7 protein-coding genes and 1 pseudogene are annotated in these 16,582 nt (G+C 43.8%); 2 read left to right on the top strand and 6 right to left on the bottom strand.

Going from position 1 to position 16,582, the window contains the following annotated elements; all coding sequences use genetic code 11:
- Nucleotide 1: 1 nt before the first annotated feature.
- Both tssI and R7Q47_RS06980 read right to left on the bottom strand, forming a co-directional pair.
- A complete protein-coding gene (gene tssI, locus R7Q47_RS06985) occupies nt 2–2,080 on the bottom strand; it encodes a type VI secretion system tip protein VgrG (RefSeq protein ID WP_248486449.1) in 2,079 nt (692 codons plus the stop codon).
- A 72-nt stretch (nt 2,081–2,152) separates the two neighbouring features.
- On the bottom strand, nt 2,153–2,671 hold the full coding sequence (locus tag R7Q47_RS06980) for an Hcp family type VI secretion system effector (RefSeq protein WP_005373415.1): 519 nt from the start codon (nt 2,669–2,671) through the stop codon (nt 2,153–2,155).
- A 456-nt stretch (nt 2,672–3,127) separates the two neighbouring features.
- Here R7Q47_RS06980 and tssH point away from each other — a divergent pair, with 456 nt between their 5' ends.
- Nucleotides 3,128–5,806, top strand: a complete 2,679-nt coding sequence (gene tssH, locus R7Q47_RS06975; protein WP_318088788.1) for a type VI secretion system ATPase TssH — start codon at nt 3,128–3,130, stop codon at nt 5,804–5,806.
- Nucleotides 5,793–7,424, top strand: a complete 1,632-nt coding sequence (locus R7Q47_RS06970; protein WP_318088786.1) for a sigma-54-dependent Fis family transcriptional regulator — start codon at nt 5,793–5,795, stop codon at nt 7,422–7,424. The genes tssH and R7Q47_RS06970 overlap by 14 nt, the downstream gene beginning before the upstream one ends.
- Nucleotides 7,425–7,502: 78 nt before the next feature.
- On the opposite strand, the gene R7Q47_RS06965 is transcribed toward R7Q47_RS06970, so the two are convergent.
- The 4 genes and pseudogenes from R7Q47_RS06965 to R7Q47_RS06950 all read right to left on the bottom strand — a co-directional run.
- Entirely contained in the window at nt 7,503–12,245 is a 4,743-nt protein-coding gene (locus tag R7Q47_RS06965) for an OmpA family protein (protein ID WP_318088784.1), read from the bottom strand.
- Nucleotides 12,242–13,369, bottom strand: a complete 1,128-nt coding sequence (locus R7Q47_RS06960) for a Tricorn protease domain-containing protein (protein ID WP_170892080.1) — start codon at nt 13,367–13,369, stop codon at nt 12,242–12,244. The genes R7Q47_RS06965 and R7Q47_RS06960 overlap by 4 nt, the downstream gene beginning before the upstream one ends.
- Nucleotides 13,370–13,441: 72 nt before the next feature.
- Nucleotides 13,442–15,193 carry a hypothetical protein gene (locus R7Q47_RS06955; RefSeq protein WP_318088781.1) on the bottom strand — a complete coding sequence of 584 codons (1,752 nt, stop codon included), beginning with the start codon at nt 15,191–15,193 and terminating at the stop codon, nt 13,442–13,444.
- 767 nt (nt 15,194–15,960) lie between these two features.
- Nucleotides 15,961–16,582: pseudogene (locus tag R7Q47_RS06950) on the bottom strand (hypothetical protein); the annotation flags it as partial.

The following is a 16,582-nucleotide window of genomic DNA, read 5'->3' as shown; positions in this document are numbered from 1 at the left end:
GTTAGTTAACCACTACGTTGCCACCTTTCACGACGACTTTGTCACTGCCTTCGATCGTAATAGCCGAGCCTGATAACTTTATTGAACCATCACTGTTCATCACTAAAGAGGAGCCACCCGTTTTCAATACAATCTTGTCGCCACTGATAATTTGCGTTGCACCATCGGCTTTATAAGCGGTGTTCCCTTTCACTGATACCGTTAAGTTGCCACCAATCGTCTGGTTATCATCCGCACCAATATCTGAACTCTTAGACGCACCGATAGTAAGGTTACTGTTTTCGCCAATATCTAAGTCATCATTTTTACCGATCTTAGTCGTACGGTTATCACCAATTTCTAAGTCAGAATTGTTTTTCACATACTGGGCTTCGTTCGCGTTGTATGTAACGGTAACGTCTTGCTCGACTGTCTCGGTAAACGTACTGTTTACTTGTGTCGTTTTATGCCCATTAATGGTTTCTTTATGGTCACCATGAACTTCATTCGTTTGGTGACGTGCAACCTTCAAGAATTCATCTTGACCGATATCACGGTAACGGTTGTTGAGCACCTTGGTCGACATGTCTTTTTGAGCGTGAATATAGACTTCTTCTTGGTTCGCTTCGTCTTCAAAACTCAACTCGTTGTAACCTGTTCCTTTGTGCGTTTGCGTGCGGAACGTGGTACGAGTTTTGTTTTCTGGCAAAGAGTACGGTGGGAAATGCAAACCGTTGTAAACTGCGCCCGTAACTAACGGACGATCTGGATCCCCCTCAAGGAAAGTCACTACGACTTCGTGGCCAATACGCGGCAAATAAACTGCGCCCCATGTTGGCGCCGCCATGGATTGGCTTACACGAATCCAACAGCTTGAATGTTCGTTGTTATCACCGTAGCGATCCCAATGGAACTGTACTTTCACTCGACCAAGCTTGTCGGTGTAAATCTCTTCACCTTCTGGTCCTACAACAACCGCCGTTTGAGGGCCATCCACTACTGGTGCTGCTAGTTTAGGCGCTTTAAACACCACATCACGTGGAATACACGAGAACTGGTTGTAGTAAGTGGTTGGCATACCACTCGCTTCATCTTCATGCACTTGCGGATCTTGACCTGTGTGCATTACAGACAACATGAGGTAATCGCGGTTAATCTCAGAACGCGGGTGGTCACTGACGTTAAAGCTGTAACCAGATGCTAAGCGCATTACGTCACTCGTTGCTTCCACTTGTTGATTATCGACTATGTGTTCCGACATCCACTCCGTGGTTCTCACCTGACCCATCAGCGGGTCAACGTATCGTCCAGGATAATCAAACTGCTTGAGATCTTGGTCTAGCTCGCCAGCCTGTGTCATCTCTTGTGGAATTTTAGGGTGTTCGTAGTTGTAATCTGTGTACGTAACCTGTCCTGTTCTAACGCGGTTAACTAACTCGAGATCAGAGATATGTTCGCGATCGGCAACACCGCCACCATCGGCATGATAAACAATCGGCCCAATGTAAGAAGCATTTAGTGGCGAGCTTATCAAAGGTGCAATCGCGTCATTACTGTCGACAATGACCATCGTATGATTTGAATCGCTATGGTCAAAGTAATACCACATACCGTGTTCAGCCATCATACGCTGCACGAAGTGCAAGTCAGACTCACGGTATTGCAGAACGTATTCTTTTGGAGGATAAGTACCCGACACTTCAAATCGGTAATCGGTGACTGCCCCATCATCGAGTACTTCTGTGATGATGTCTTGCGCTGACTTTTGCTGGAAAATACGACAATCTTGGCGCTGAGATAAGAACCAAGCTTGAGGAACCAAGACTAATTGATAACGAGAAAAACGACGTCCAGTTCCTAAGTAACGCACTTCATTCACCACGCCGTTGAACACACGCGCAGCCCCAACACCTTGTCCGTAAAGTGTCAATGTTCCTGCTTTACGTATTAACTCATCGAACGAGATATCTGGATCAAGTGAAAGTAATGAGAGATTGATGTGGAAAGGCTTAGATAACTCTTCATGAACATGAAAGCTCTCGACCCGAAATTCATGCCCACATCCAGGCACTTCAAATTTAAATTCTACGTCATTCACCATATCTTTTACCTGATACAAATAATCGAATTAGGGCCAACAATCGTTGGCCCTGAATCTTTACGCGACGAGCAATTAAGCTTCGCGTGGAGCACGCCAGTCGTCGTTACCCGCAGTACCACAGTTTTCGTGAGTTACTTCGATCGCACGGTAAGTGAACTTAAGCACTTCTTCTGTCACGCGGTCAGCTGTTGCTGCGTCTTGACAGTGGTTCATACGAGTTTGGATATCGACAAGTAGCGCATCAATCAATTTGATTGAGTAGTAGTGCTCTTGTTTACCTTGAACTGAAGTGCGGTAGAAGCGGATCACACACTCAGGAAGTTTTTCGCCAGATACTAGTGCGTTGAATAGTAGTGGAGATGAGCGATCTTGAACTTTAGTTACAACAAGTGGACGGTGTACACGTTGACCAGTTGGCTGACCACTTTGTGGATCACGTGGAACAGTTAGCACGTGATCAAGTTCTTGTACTAGGAACTCATCAACATGAGCTTCTTGCCATGTGTTACCTACTGAATCTGCAGAGTAAGTATCTTTAGTAATATGGCCTTGAGTCTCACCTTGGATAGACATATATGCTGGAGTTGGCATCGCTATTTCCTTTTCTAAAATCTGTTTTGTTTAAATCACCAAATCGCTTATCACCGCGACTACTTGGTATAATCAAAGTCCGTGCCAACTTTAAAAACACAATAAAAACAACAACTTATACAAATTAAGGCATTATTCACTAATATCTTGAGTACAATTTATTGGATAAAAAACCAAAAAGTTGGATTAAGATAATAATAAATTGTTCTAACTTTAAAAAGTGAAAATAACCATATAAAACTGTGTAAATAAAGTCATTAAAACTAATAAATCCGACACTTTTACTATCAATTAATTTAGAATAACAACGCCATTAAAATAACCACAAACATTAATGTCACAATAATCATTAAAAATAACCAACAAACGATAGTCAAAATATCTTGATAAAAAAAGAACGCAATCACTTTTAGTATAATAGCCGCTACCTCTTTTCCTCTAAAGAATAAAATGGCTATGATAAATATAAACCTTTCTTCATTAATTCAGCGTCTACACCCGATTGCAAAAGTAGCATTAGAAGACGCCGCTGCACTTGCAGTCTCTGAAAAAGCAAACGAAGTTCAAATTGAGCATTATTTACTGAGTCTATTAGAAAGGCCAAATAGTGATTTTGACGTCTTATTAAGTCATTTTGATTGTTCTGAGAACTTATTAAGACAATCGGTTCGATCCACACTCGACACCAACGCCAAAGGAAATGGCAGCAAACCTGTTTTTTCTGCGTTATTAATCGAATGGTTGCAAGAAAGCTGGCTGGTTTCTTCTTTAGATCTATCCGAAACACAAATCCGCTCTGGTGCCTTACTCCTTACTCTTGTTAGCAACCCTCTCCGTTACGGCCAACATGGTTACGCCTCTATCCTTGAAGCGGTAAACCCTGACAGCCTTAAGCGTAACTTTGCAGAGCTAACAAGCCACTCTATTGAGGCGCAAGTTGCTACTTCAGAGAAAACACAAGCTCGTGAGGATGGCTCAGCACTGAGCAAGTTCACGACAGACTTCACTGGTAAAGCACGCAAAGGCGAAATCGATCCTGTTTTCTGCCGTGACCAAGAAATCCGCCAAATCGTGGACATCCTTGCTCGTCGCCGTAAAAACAACCCTATTGCTGTTGGTGAACCGGGCGTTGGTAAAACCGCAGTAGTAGAAGGCTTGGCACTTAAGATTGTACAAGGTGACGTACCAGACAACCTCAAAGGTGTTGAGCTTTACGGCCTGGACATGGGTCTTCTGCAAGCTGGTGCAAGCGTAAAAGGCGAATTCGAAAAACGCCTAAACGCAGTATTGGATGAAGTGAAAAACTCGCCAACCCCTATCATTCTATTCATCGATGAAGCACACACCCTTGTTGGCGGTGGTAACCAAGCAGGCGGCAGCGACGCGGCAAACTTGCTAAAACCAGCCCTAGCGCGTGGTGAAGTGAAAACCATCGCTGCGACAACATGGTCGGAATACAAGAAGTACTTCGAGAAAGATCCTGCTCTTGCGCGTCGTTTCCAATTGGTGAAACTCGACGAACCGTCTCCTGAGCAAGCAGCATTGATCATTCGTGGTCTGCGCCCAGCATACGAGAAGTCACATAACGTTTACGTGCGTGACGATGCTATCACTGCTGCGGCAGCACTTTCTGCTCGTTACATCTCTGGTCGTCAACTGCCAGACAAAGCGATCGATGTACTAGATACGGCGTGTGCACGAGTGAACATCAGCCTTAATGCCATTCCTGCTTCTGTTGAGACACTGCAACAAGAACTTGCAGCTCAACAGCGCGAGCTTGAAGCACTTGAGCGTGATGCTCTGCAGCAAACTGGCGACAAGCACAGCCTTGCTAACATTCCAGACCTAAAACTGGCAATGGAAACAACGAAAGAAGAGCTAGCAGAACAAGAAGCGCAATGGCACAAAGAAAAAGAGCAGATCCAAGAGATGATTGCTCTACGCTCTCGCTTACATGAACTGGTCTTTGGCGAAACAAATGAAGAAGAGCTTGCTGCAGACGAAGATTCAGAACAAGAGCAAGACGTTTCTCCATATGCAGAAATGGATGAAGAAGCCGTTCGCATTGCAATTTCAGCCTGCCAAGAACAGTTAGACGCAATCCGCAGTGGTAACCCGCTGGTTCACTTTGAAGTGGGTCCAGATGAAGTTAGCCATGTGATCTCGGACTGGACTGGTATTCCTATGGGTAAGATGCTTCAAGACGAAGCAGAAACCACGCTAAAACTGAAAGAAAGCCTAACACAAAGCATCAAAGGCCAAGAATACGCTATCGATGCCCTGTCTGAAGGCATTCAAACTGCGAAAGCTGGTCTAGGTAACCCAGACGCACCAACAGGCGTATTCCTGCTGGTTGGCCCAAGTGGCGTGGGTAAAACCGAAACGGCTCGTGCGATCGCTGATCAAATGTTTGGTGGTGAGCGCTTTATGACGACCATTAACATGTCTGAGTTCCAAGAGAAGCACACGGTATCTCGCCTAATCGGTTCACCTCCGGGTTACGTAGGTTACGGTGAAGGCGGCATGCTGACAGAAGCGGTTCGTCAACGTCCATATTCTGTTGTTCTTCTTGATGAAGTGGAAAAAGCCGACCCTGAAGTGTTGAACCTGTTCTACCAAGTGTTCGACAAAGGCACGCTGAACGACGGCGAAGGCCGCACAATCGACTTCAAGAACACGCTGATCATCATGACCAGTAACCTTGCGACGCATGAGATCGAATCTTTGGTTCATCAATCCAAAGACATCGATGCAAACATCATCGCAGAAGCTATTCGCCCTACTTTGAACCAACACTTCAAGCCGGCGCTGTTGGCACGTATGTCAGTACTACCATTTGTTCCGCTGTCTGATGAAGCAATGACAGAAATTATTCACCACAAGCTGAACAAAGTTTCTCAGCGTCTACAGAGCCATCACAAGTTGTCTCTGAGCTACGAAGACAGCTTGGTTGAGTTCGTACTAGGTAACTGTCGCCTTGCTGAAACGGGTGCGCGTAACATCGACGCGGTCATCAACCGTCAGTTGCTGCCGCAACTATCGACTCAGCTATTAGTGCATGACAAGGATGATTCACATACGCAAATCGAAGTGTCTGTCGATGAGCAAGGAACACTAACCTATGCGTTCAGCTAACCATAGCGAACTTAGTAACGCCCTACTTGCGATCAGTCAGTCTTTGGCTGATCGCAGCCAGCTTACCCAAACGTTGGATGCTGTGTTGACTGCTGCGAGACAAATGACCCTCGCAAAGCACGGCATCATTTATGTGTTGGACCAGACTGGGCAGGCGTTGATTCCAAGTACCGCTCACCATAACGATAAAACTATCGTTTCCCATCCTTGGGATGCATTACAGTTAGACTCAGCCAGTGAGAACGATCCATTTAACTTTGCCATTCGTAATGGTGAAGTGGTGTTGATTAACGAGTTGTATAAGTACAACGGCTATGACTGCGAAAGCATCTATCAAACTGAGCAGACACTGGGATTAAAAAGCGAGAACTTACTGGCTTGGCCTTTGATTGATAGCGAAAGCAAAACCATTGGGCTGTTAGTCTTACTCGATTTAAGTGTTATCGACAATGAAACTGCATTGACTGAGTTTTGTCGTATGGCCGCGAGTAATATTCGCCAAGCTGTGTGGTTAGAGCAATACGGGCAAGTGATTAAAAATCTCAATGCCGACAATCAAGCCCTAGTGCGCGAGAACACTCAGCTCAAAAAACGTACCCAAAAAACCTATCAGGGTCCTATTGCAGAGAGCGAAGAAATGCTCAATGTCTTGAATCGTCTTGATAAGGTGCTATCTCTTCCTGTCGACGTTCTGTTGCGTGGTGAAACGGGCGCTGGTAAAGAAGTGATCGCGAAATACATTCACGAAAACTCTAATCGTTCAGAACAGCCTTTGATCGTTCAGAACTGTGCGGCTATTCCAGAGCAGTTATTGGAATCTGAGCTTTTTGGGCATAAGAAAGGTTCATTTACGGGCGCAGACAAAGACAAAGTCGGTTTGTTTGAAGCAGCCAACGGCGGCACGCTTTTCCTAGATGAAATTGGCGATATGCCAATGCTACTGCAGGCAAAGTTACTGCGTGTACTACAAGAACGCAAAGTTCGCCCTATCGGTACCAGCAAAGAGATTGAGGTGGACGTTCGCGTTATCGCCGCAACCCACTGTAATCTTATGCAGCAAATCAAAGATGGCGGATTCCGTGCCGATTTGTTCTATCGTTTGAATGTGTTCCCTATTACATTACCACCATTGAGAGCTCGCAAGTCAGACATTATTCCCCTTGCCGAACATTTCGTGCAACACACAACCAACACGCTAGGTCTGCCGCAAACGCCAGGGTTAAGTGCCAACGTACGTAAACAGCTCCTTGCCTACCAATACCCAGGGAACGTGCGTGAGCTTAAGAACATCATTGAGCGCTCGGTGCTACTGTCCGATTTTGAAACCATTACTCACATTGAGTTTGGCGAACAAATCCCAGAAGATGTACCAAGTATTGACATGAAAGCAGCTTCACCTACCCCAGAGCAACCTGCTTACGAGCAGCAAGCACAAGCGGATTTAGAAGACGTTTCAAAGAGCCTTAAGGACGTTGTCAGCCAATACGAGCGTACAGTAATCATCGATTGCTTAAATGCCTGTAATTGGCACACCAAGAAGGCCGCTGAGCAATTGGCGCTGCCAATGAGCACTCTCAACCATAAGATGAAGAAATACGATATTTCTGCAGCGGGTTGATGGGGGTTAAAAAGAAACTTCTAAATTCAGTATGAAGTCATAAGAAAAGAAAAACCGCCCGAAGGCGGTTTTTTGCATCTAGGAAGGGTTATCAAGTGACTTTTCCAAGGGCTTGGGTGCTTGAGTTACCGCAGGTTGTTTCTCAATCCAATCTTTCAACCATTTCTTGCGTTGAGATTCGTTATACTGCTTCCAAGTTTCAGCCGCAGACTTGTCTACGCCTTCCTCTGTCGACTCTTTCTCAATTAACCAAGGCATATCACTAAAGAAATTACCAGCCAAAGCACTATCCGCATTTAAAGAAGGAATAGAAATTACAGCATCACGACCAATATCATAGTCATCAGCTCCATTTAATCCGACTTGTTTTAGATGAGCAACCGAAAGCTCCAAGTTCGCTTTACCACCAATTACACCACCAAACGGTCTTAGGCCTTTTAACCTAACTCCCGTTGGTGCAACATATTCCAAGTTAAACCTCATGCAGTACATCGTATAGTTTTTGCTCTTAGATAGCTCATTCTCTTTAGTGAGACTACCTACAGCTTCACCTATAAACTCACTCATGGCATCAACTTGTTCTCGATGGTTTTCTGAAATAGATTCAGTAAACATCCACTCTTCGTTTTTATAGACAAACTCACCAATATGATACATATCGGTGAAGTAAAGAGGACCTTTAACTGGCTTGCCATCATTTCCGTCGAGCGCCAGTTGAATACACATATTCACTGCTTCCCACGGCATACCCAAACGTTCATAAAGTGCTTTTTCATGACTCTCACCCAAAATCAGTACATAAATACTGGCAGGATCGTCTTTCTTTTTGTTTCCCCATGAGAAACCATCACGCCAGATATTATCAGCCGATTGGTACCACTTTCTTTCACTGAAAAAGTTCAAACCAGACGCTTTGGTGTCTATAGCCACCACTTGCTGTTTAATGCCATGAAGTATAGGGATGGTATTTTTGTCTCCCTCACTTGCCATTAAGGTAAAGCTCTCTACCATAAGGTCCTGTTCACGTAGACGCAGTTGCTGCTCTCCCAAATAGGTATCAAGCAAAACCAGTCTAGTTTCTGTACTTAAAGCGCCAATTTGCAACTCATCTTCAGCATCATCAAACTTCTGCCCCAGACTGTACTCTTGTGGTAAGTAAAAACTATGTTGCCCTTGATTCGTTCTAATTCCCAAGCAGTAACGCATATTTTGGAAGCCTCCGCCTTTTACATAGCGCTTAAAGGAATCCGCTTCTGCAAAATAGTCGCTTGGCTGACCAGATATCGCTGCTCCGGAAACTGCCATACTGAACATTGCATCAGAGAACATTAGCTTTGCTTTAGAGGTCATTGGTTTCATACCGTCGATCATCACATCACCGAAGCGGAATGAGGGAATATGCTCAATAGCAATCAACGTAGCGCCGTCATCAATCCCCTGTTGCTTGTAAAAAGCACTTATTCGCCCATCAGGATCTGCTTTGAAGTCACTAACCTTCATTGGCAGCATCCAGTCACTGAAAGCTGGACCTTTAATATTTTCGAGCCCGTCGACGCGATCATAGCCAATCGTAACTGGCTTCGCATACTTGTGTTCTTTTTTAAGTATCAACTGCACTTTCACTTTATCGTATGGACCTAGGCGACTGCTGCTAGATTGCTGAATCCAACTATCATATGACATCCATTCTGGTTCATCACTTTCAGTATAACGAGCTGACTGAACTAGTATTCGACAATAGCCGATTTCATCTTTCTTTAACTCACTCCCTTGCGGGTTAAATGACTCGGTAAAGTTATCAAACATCGTTTCATTTGGGTGTTCAAACAACATGGTTTGTATCGGGAAGATTTGATTAAATGCACCTGACGCTTTAAAGCTATCCCTGTTTTCGGTTATAGAGAGATGAGAAACTTTGCTATTAGTTGTTATTGGAGCAGGCCAATGCTGCGCACCTTGTGGCATCTTTGTCGATAATTCGGTGTAGTACTCGTTATCACAACGGTTCTTCCAGTTAGCCGCTAAGGTGTTTCCTTTGATCGTATGTACAGACCAATCATCGCTCAAAATGTAGTTCTCAATGTATTCCTTCACCTTGTAACGCTCAACCAAAAACCTAAACGAGATATTAGAATTCCGTTTGGTTTGAGATCCTAGGTCAGCGAGTAATAACACTAAGCCATTAATAGCAAGCGCTCGTAGTTGGTAGCGTTTTAACACCTCCTTACGAACTTCTTCGCTCTCAAGGTGAGTAATGAGTTCCTGATAAGACCTACATTCAATACCTACATCTACCTTACTGCGTCGCAAATCGTTAAGTAACTCGATATGTATTTTTGCCAGCCTTTCAAGCTCACTGACAACCTCATGGCTTTGCTTTAACTCTTCTAGGAAGGAGTCCAACATTAAACTATCAATCACTTTCACCGCAGATATTGCTGTCTTTGACCCCTCTATGGCAAGCATAAACCCTCTTGCCGCAGGAGCTATAGCAGGAATATAGGAAGCGACGTCAACGACACTGTCAAAAATCGCCATTCGCAGTGCGACTTCTGCTTTATCTTGCGCAACCATCTCAGCTTCTAGAGCAAGCCTAGAGCGTTCCATTGCATGCGAGCCATAGCGACTGGGATGAAAGAATATGTTCAGGGATTGCAGGTAAATACGGATTACAACCCGACGGTTTTGTCTTAGATTAGGGTTGTTGCGGTCGACTTTTTCACCTTGTTTGGGAACATAGACAGGTTTACTTTCACCAAAAGCGGCTACCGAAACACGACCTTCAAAAACAGGGAACTCCTTCATGAGCAGTTTTTTCGCATATTCTGCGCGCTCTGCCGAGACCTGCATATTTGCTTTCTCGGTACCGACTTGGCAAGCATGCCCTTCTATCTCTACTCTAAGGTTTGGCTCATTCTCTAAAACGTTGGCAAGAGAAGCAGCAAGCTGTTTAAATATAGGTGCATGATCCTTTAACTCTTTTTCACGCGAGTTAAAGGCAAATTCTATTTTTATTCCTGCGCCTCTAGAGCTATTTACGAGAATGGCGTCAATCTGATTGCCAGATTGATCACGCGCATCTTTTAAAGCCTGTTCTAGTTTTTCTTCCTGGATATGGTTAGCAGTCTTCCAAACTGGAATTTGAGCAAGGTAGTCTTTTGTAACTTCTTCTGTTCCTTGCTCTGCTTTATCAACCTTTTTATTTTGATTAACCAGCTGTTTAGCTTTTTTATACAAACTAAGTGCTGTCAATCCCGTTCCGAAGCCATTAAAACCAACGGTTTTACCACCAGAAAGCCAAGCTTCCGCAACTCGCCCGGCAACCACACGTCGGTTACCCAGACGTGATTCAAAAGAAAGTGCTAGTGCGCTTGACCGAGCTTCATTGGTGTTAAAAACCTTATCGTGAAATAGCGCCTTCCAACCAACACCCGCGATAGCTGGAGTGTGGAGTTCCTGCAACTTATCAAGCGCTTCTTTCGTACTGTAAATACCGTAATACAATTCGCCCGCCGCTTTCATCGCAGGCGGCATCTCGGACTTAACTGCATCCCAATACAGTTTCGAGACGTTATTAAACACCGCTTGGCGGCCATCACGATCTAAAGTGTCTTGCAAGCTACCGCTCAGCAGCCCTGCTCCTAGCTGAGCAGACACATCTCGGATATTCTTGAGTAACGCAATACTTCTTGAAGCTGGCGTATTAGCTGTTACACCTTGTACATTACCGTGAAGGTAATGTTTCATATTTCCAAAGTACTGAGGGTATTGATAAATCAAGGATTCCTCAAGGGAGATCATATCGCCACTGACAATGGCAAATTTCCCTAACGGAGTGCTTGAAGAAAAGGTAATCTGTTCACGTAGCTCGTAAGTGTAGACTGTATCTAAGCCTTCAGAAAATTGCTGAATATGAGCGTCTTTAATGAACTGTGGAACGCCATTTTTCATCTGGCTTGGAATAAATTCGACACGGATACTGTATAAGCCTTCTTTAAAATCAGCAGGATCAACGTGAAACATCGCGCATGGGTATTGCTTAGCATTTTCTTCTGAATGCTCATCTTCAGGTAATGCTGCTTGTACTGAAGAACCTATCGTTTTGTATTCCCCACCTTCTTTGGTTGAGTCAAACTTTTGCAAAGTAACCGTCGCACTTTCATAACCTTGATCAGAAAAAACCACAGCGCAACTCGCCACAACAGGTAAAACGAAGCCTTTTAGTGTTTCTCCCGATTCACTTACATCTTCATACCACTTGTTATATTCTGCCTGTTCTTCGCTGAGCCCCCCGTTCGCAGCTGGTTCGTAAGGCTTAGCCAATTGTTCAATGCTGATCTCTGTCAAGGTGAGTTTTGCTTCGCTGTTTTCCAACTGGCTACTCAAATCTGCAACTTTTGTAGCTAACTCTTTGGGGTTTAACTCAGAAAGTGAAGCTATTAAAGGCAAGGGCGGAAAGCGGAAAGTGAAGGTCTGCGCGCCCTCTTTGGGTAGATCCCTACCTAAAGCATGAATTGTGTGCTCTGGTGTCAAGACCTCAAAAGCCCCATATTGATCGGGCTTTCCGTTACCCAGTGAACATAACTTAAATTTATGGTCGGTAGCCCAAAGCTTAGGGCTATCGCTATCGGTGACGTTAAGCATCGGCACTTTCGCTAACGGGCGAATATTGGAAATATTTTCTCCAACTAGACTCGTGTTAGAGTGCCATGAAGGGTAAGTTTTGTCGTTATTTTCATCTTCTTCGGCTGCAAAGTAAGCGCCAAATAAATAATAACTAGCATGTAGCGGTATTGTATTGCAGTTCTCTACAAGGCTCATAAATCCCCCTCTTTAACAAAATCACCATTATTGGCAAAAGCATTGTATAGAGAAGAATTACCAGCACTATGGCCTGTCCCAATTTGCTCCCATTTCAGGTATGGCCCAAATTCATTGTTTTCTGTTGTCTTGCTCAATATAACTCTAGCCGCTCCATCTCGTGTGTAATTTACATCTTTACCTAGAATTTCAAAATAACGTAACTTACCTACCGCTCTTGGAACAATTTCTTCCGACTGGAAGGTTCTATTTTTAACGTCAATAAGATAACGGTGCGTTCTGGTTTCTGACCAAACATAACGTCCTGTTGGGCTAATTGCTTTCTTACGGAACTCCTTGGCATCCAAATCACCTCCTCTTTCTTTAGGTGCAACAGAATAAAGCAGTTCATTCGTCTGCTCATCGAAAACTGCTACTCCATATGCAACAACAACAATTCGTTTTCCATTATATATAACAGAGTATTCATTAAAATTAACTTCCGTTTCTTCTTTTTCACCCGTCGCTAACGTGTACTTCCAGTCTTTAAACTTGTCTACGTAGTAAAGATAGCTGCTGTCTTCAGCCCATAGAAACTCAGGGTAGCCACGTGAACGACCTAGTTCAATATACTCACCCGTCTTAAGATCTTTAATTACTTTAAACATCCCTTCTGAGGCCGAATAGGCCAAAGCCAAGTAGCGATTATTTGGAGAGACACGCATTAGACGAACTTTGCCAACAAACTCATCTGCGACCAGACGCAAGTCCGTCCCATCCGTTTTGATACTCCACACTTTATCCCTTTGATCATAATGGTCTTTCGCTTCATTTCGGGCGTTATCCCAACGAAACACTACACGTGGTAAATCATAAGAGCCTTCATTGGTGAGATCTTCACGTGGCCATTCTTTAGCTTTAAAAATAAAGTGTTTAGGTTTACCCGTCTCTTTGTCATAAATAACGTAATTGTTTTCTGTAATATAAACACGACCATCTTCCCACTGTTGAGCATTTTTTTCTGCGATTCGGTCTTGAACCGTCTGAGGTTTTGGCGCGTGTTGTTCTGGTTCCTTGGCCGATTCTTGATTACAGCCAGATAAGACCGCTAAAGTAATCAAGCATAATGTATGACGTAGATTCATCTTATATTCTCTTCGTTATCTTTCTCGATCGCGTTTAATAGTGTGACAACGCAATCCGAATAAGTTGTTTTGTTAACTTGTCTGATCTTTTTTCTTATAAGCCAGTAAATCCGCAATGGGTGTTTGAGCAAAAATGACCGTTTTATTATCTCTTCCGTGATGACTATTGCCCTGATAACCACGGAGAAGATCCACTTCTTTAACCTCTGCAGGCCAACCAGTAAAACGAATCAACCTAGAACCATTCTCTTTTTTTATACATTGGCGCAAGCACACTCGCTGCGACCAATCACCATCGCTTTGCCTTAACTCAAAGTAATCATCTGACTCGTCCAGCGTCGTATAGCCCGGATATTCGAAAACTATCTCGACAGATTTAAGTAAATACACGACCGCTACATTTTTATTTACCTGGCTTCGTAACATTGCGTATTTTTCAGGTTTTGAGGTCGCAGCACTTGGTAATACTGAGAGCAGACGAACAGAACCGTCTCCAATTTTAAAGCTTTTCTCACTGCTATAATGGTTAAGATCAGTGACTTTTATGGCCTTGGTTCCGGGATCACTTTCTAGTTGAGATAGTTCACTCTCGCTCAATCGTTTACTGTTATAAGCCAAATATACTTCTTGAGGCTCACCTTTAATCTTGTAAGGAAGCCATATATGCGGGAGAGGGTAACCTTGCGCGCTCCGCTCCACTGGGCTAGAAGCATTAATAGGGCTCAAATTTGTTTCAATCTTTTCTTTGATTTGTGGTTCATAGCCTGTCATGACTATCTCAACTTCTTCCTCAACTAAGTTGAACACTCGAGCCTCTCCAGAGCCATTCAAAGAGCCTTCACTTACCACCTTGCCGTTCTGCACGATTTGGAAAGGCTCATAAGCGAAAACACCGCCTGTTTCAGGATTGGTCATATAGATATCGGCGTGCCTTTTGGGTCTAGAGCCTTCACGAACACTATTAATGTCCGTATCTGAAAAGTAACCATTTTCCGTAATTGCCACTTCGCGCCAAATTTTATTGTTCCAAACAACATACACGTAGCCTGATTTAAACACTTCTGCAGCTTCATCTGATTTATCGCTACCAGGGAAGTGCAACGGAACCACTGGCACTAACACGTTATCCCACTCATCCATCTGAGTTTCTTTATCAACGGGTTGCAGGTCTTCGGCGAGTTTAAGCAAAATTGGCTGAGGCTGGTCAGTGCAAGGGATTTTGATATAGAGCGTTTTGCCCTCAGCTTCGAGATCTTTAAATATCGCGAGGCTGCGGTGTTTGTTTTCTGTATCAGCCTTGCCTACAGTCACTTTTTCTTTTTGAGCTTCGGTTTTTCCCAACATCAAACATGCCGCGTTGCTAGACCACTGCCCTGCAAACTCGACAACAATTTTTTGGTCTGGGCTTGGCTCAGAGGGGACATGCGCGTAACTGCGAACTAGAGCAACATCGTCGGTAACCTGCTTGTATCCTGCTTTAAAAGCTTTGCTTTCATTCGAAGCTGATACAGAGTCAACGAGTGATTTAAGTCTAGGGAAGCTTTGCAGCTGAGAGTCCGTCAATGGCGAACGACGAGCAACGGTAGATAATGACACCCAATTGCCTTTCCCCAATTCGATTCTTATCGCAGATAGCAATGCGCTGGTCGTTTTTTTGGCAGAGATGGAAATCTTTTGCGCCAATTCTTTAGGGAGGTTTCTAAGGATGTCATCTGAATTTCGCAAACGCGAAAGCTGTCCTATACACTCGTCCGGTGTAAGAACATAAGATAGCTCGTTGGAGGATAGCTTCGAGCTAGGTATAAATTTGCAAACTAAATGCATTTGAATTCTCCACAACCAACATCGTAAATATGGCTGCGGTGACAATTAAGCTGATAAGGCTTACAAGTACGATTTGGTCTGCGTATCCTACTTACTTAGCCATTTATTTTCAACGAGATAGAAAAATCGCCCGAAATCAAAAACACCAAAAAAATGGTAATTTTTGCTATCAAAACATGCGATTTGACCACAATAAAAGCCAGTAACATCACCCACTCTGTCAAAATGGTAAAATCTTACTATCTAAAAAAATTTAATTTATGGACTGAAGTTAACAAAAATCGTAGTAACGTGCGCTTCAGGTAAGCACGAGGAAATTCAGAAGCTTATGAGGTGCCCTCCTCAGCAACAAACAACAAATTGACTGTTACTGAGGAAGTTTAAATAAAAAGGTGAGCGCATTACGCACTCACAAAAGTAACTGCTCTGAAGCTTGCTAGGATTAAATTTGCTTCATCGCGAGTTAAAGAGGTGAGGTATTACCCATCGACCTCATGCAGAACACTATACTCAGAGTATAGAAACGAGCGTAAATATATAATATTTAAAAAGATTTTCAACGCGACACATTCACCACAGCACCTGCCGAGCGACCATCACAATCACGTCATACACACCTAAAAGCAACATTGGCCTAGTTATTATAGTTATTCAGCCTTGTATTAAGACGATTCATTAATTCGAGTAACTTATCAATAAAGGCAATTATTTTGATAAATATCACAAAAAGTCCCAAAGAAATAAAGCGAGCTAAACGCTCGCTTTATTTATGCCGCATTTTTTAAAGTTTTGTTCTCACTAAAATATCGGTTGTAAACAGCACCTAAGGAGGCTGTACTTGCGAAACGATCATAGTTAAATGTTGCTTGAGCCTCTTCGGCAGAGGCGGAAAGCTTGTTGGTACCATTTACATAAATCGTCACTACCCCCTCCTTGAGTCCTGAAAGATCTAAATCAGTTGTCCATGAGTCTGAAAGCACGGTAGCCATGCCTGTGGCTTCTGCACCATCAGCGTCGACTGCTTTGATATCTATGAACTCACCATCTTCAAACCGTTCACTGCTGCCACTTACTGTCACGCTTTCCACTCCAGTAACATCGTTGATAACGTCTAGGTGTATTGTCGGTGTAATTGGCATGGAGTAAGCCGTGTTCTGACTACCGGTATTTCCTGATAAGTCTTGGTAGTCACGAACAAGCAACGCCACATTGAGCTCTGACGTGCTTGGTACCACCACATCACCAGTCCAAACACTTGGGTCCGCGGTTGCCACTAACGAGGTGATCGTCGTGCCACCTAACTCCGCCGCGTCGGACTGCAGATCTTTATCGAATTCTAGCGTTACCGTCACGCTTTGGCCGATGGCTTGGTGCTCAGGCGTAAACGTC

The sequence above is a fragment of the Vibrio sp. Vb0349 genome (assembly GCF_033338975.1).
Note: the sequence above shows the minus strand (reverse complement) of the source record. Positions and strands in the feature narration are given on the sequence as shown.

Excerpts from the sequence above, each read along its gene's own strand:
- tssI (WP_248486449.1), bottom strand. The coding sequence starts at position 2,080 with ATGGTGAATGACGTAGAATTTAAATTTGAAGTGCCTGGATGTGGGCAT.
- R7Q47_RS06980 (WP_005373415.1), bottom strand. The coding sequence starts at position 2,671 with ATGCCAACTCCAGCATATATGTCTATCCAAGGTGAGACTCAAGGCCAT.
- tssH (WP_318088788.1), top strand. The coding sequence starts at position 3,128 with ATGATAAATATAAACCTTTCTTCATTAATTCAGCGTCTACACCCGATT.
- R7Q47_RS06970 (WP_318088786.1), top strand. The coding sequence starts at position 5,793 with ATGCGTTCAGCTAACCATAGCGAACTTAGTAACGCCCTACTTGCGATC.
- R7Q47_RS06965 (WP_318088784.1), bottom strand. The coding sequence starts at position 12,245 with ATGAGCCTTGTAGAGAACTGCAATACAATACCGCTACATGCTAGTTAT.
- R7Q47_RS06960 (WP_170892080.1), bottom strand. The coding sequence starts at position 13,369 with ATGAATCTACGTCATACATTATGCTTGATTACTTTAGCGGTCTTATCT.
- R7Q47_RS06955 (WP_318088781.1), bottom strand. The coding sequence starts at position 15,193 with ATGCATTTAGTTTGCAAATTTATACCTAGCTCGAAGCTATCCTCCAAC.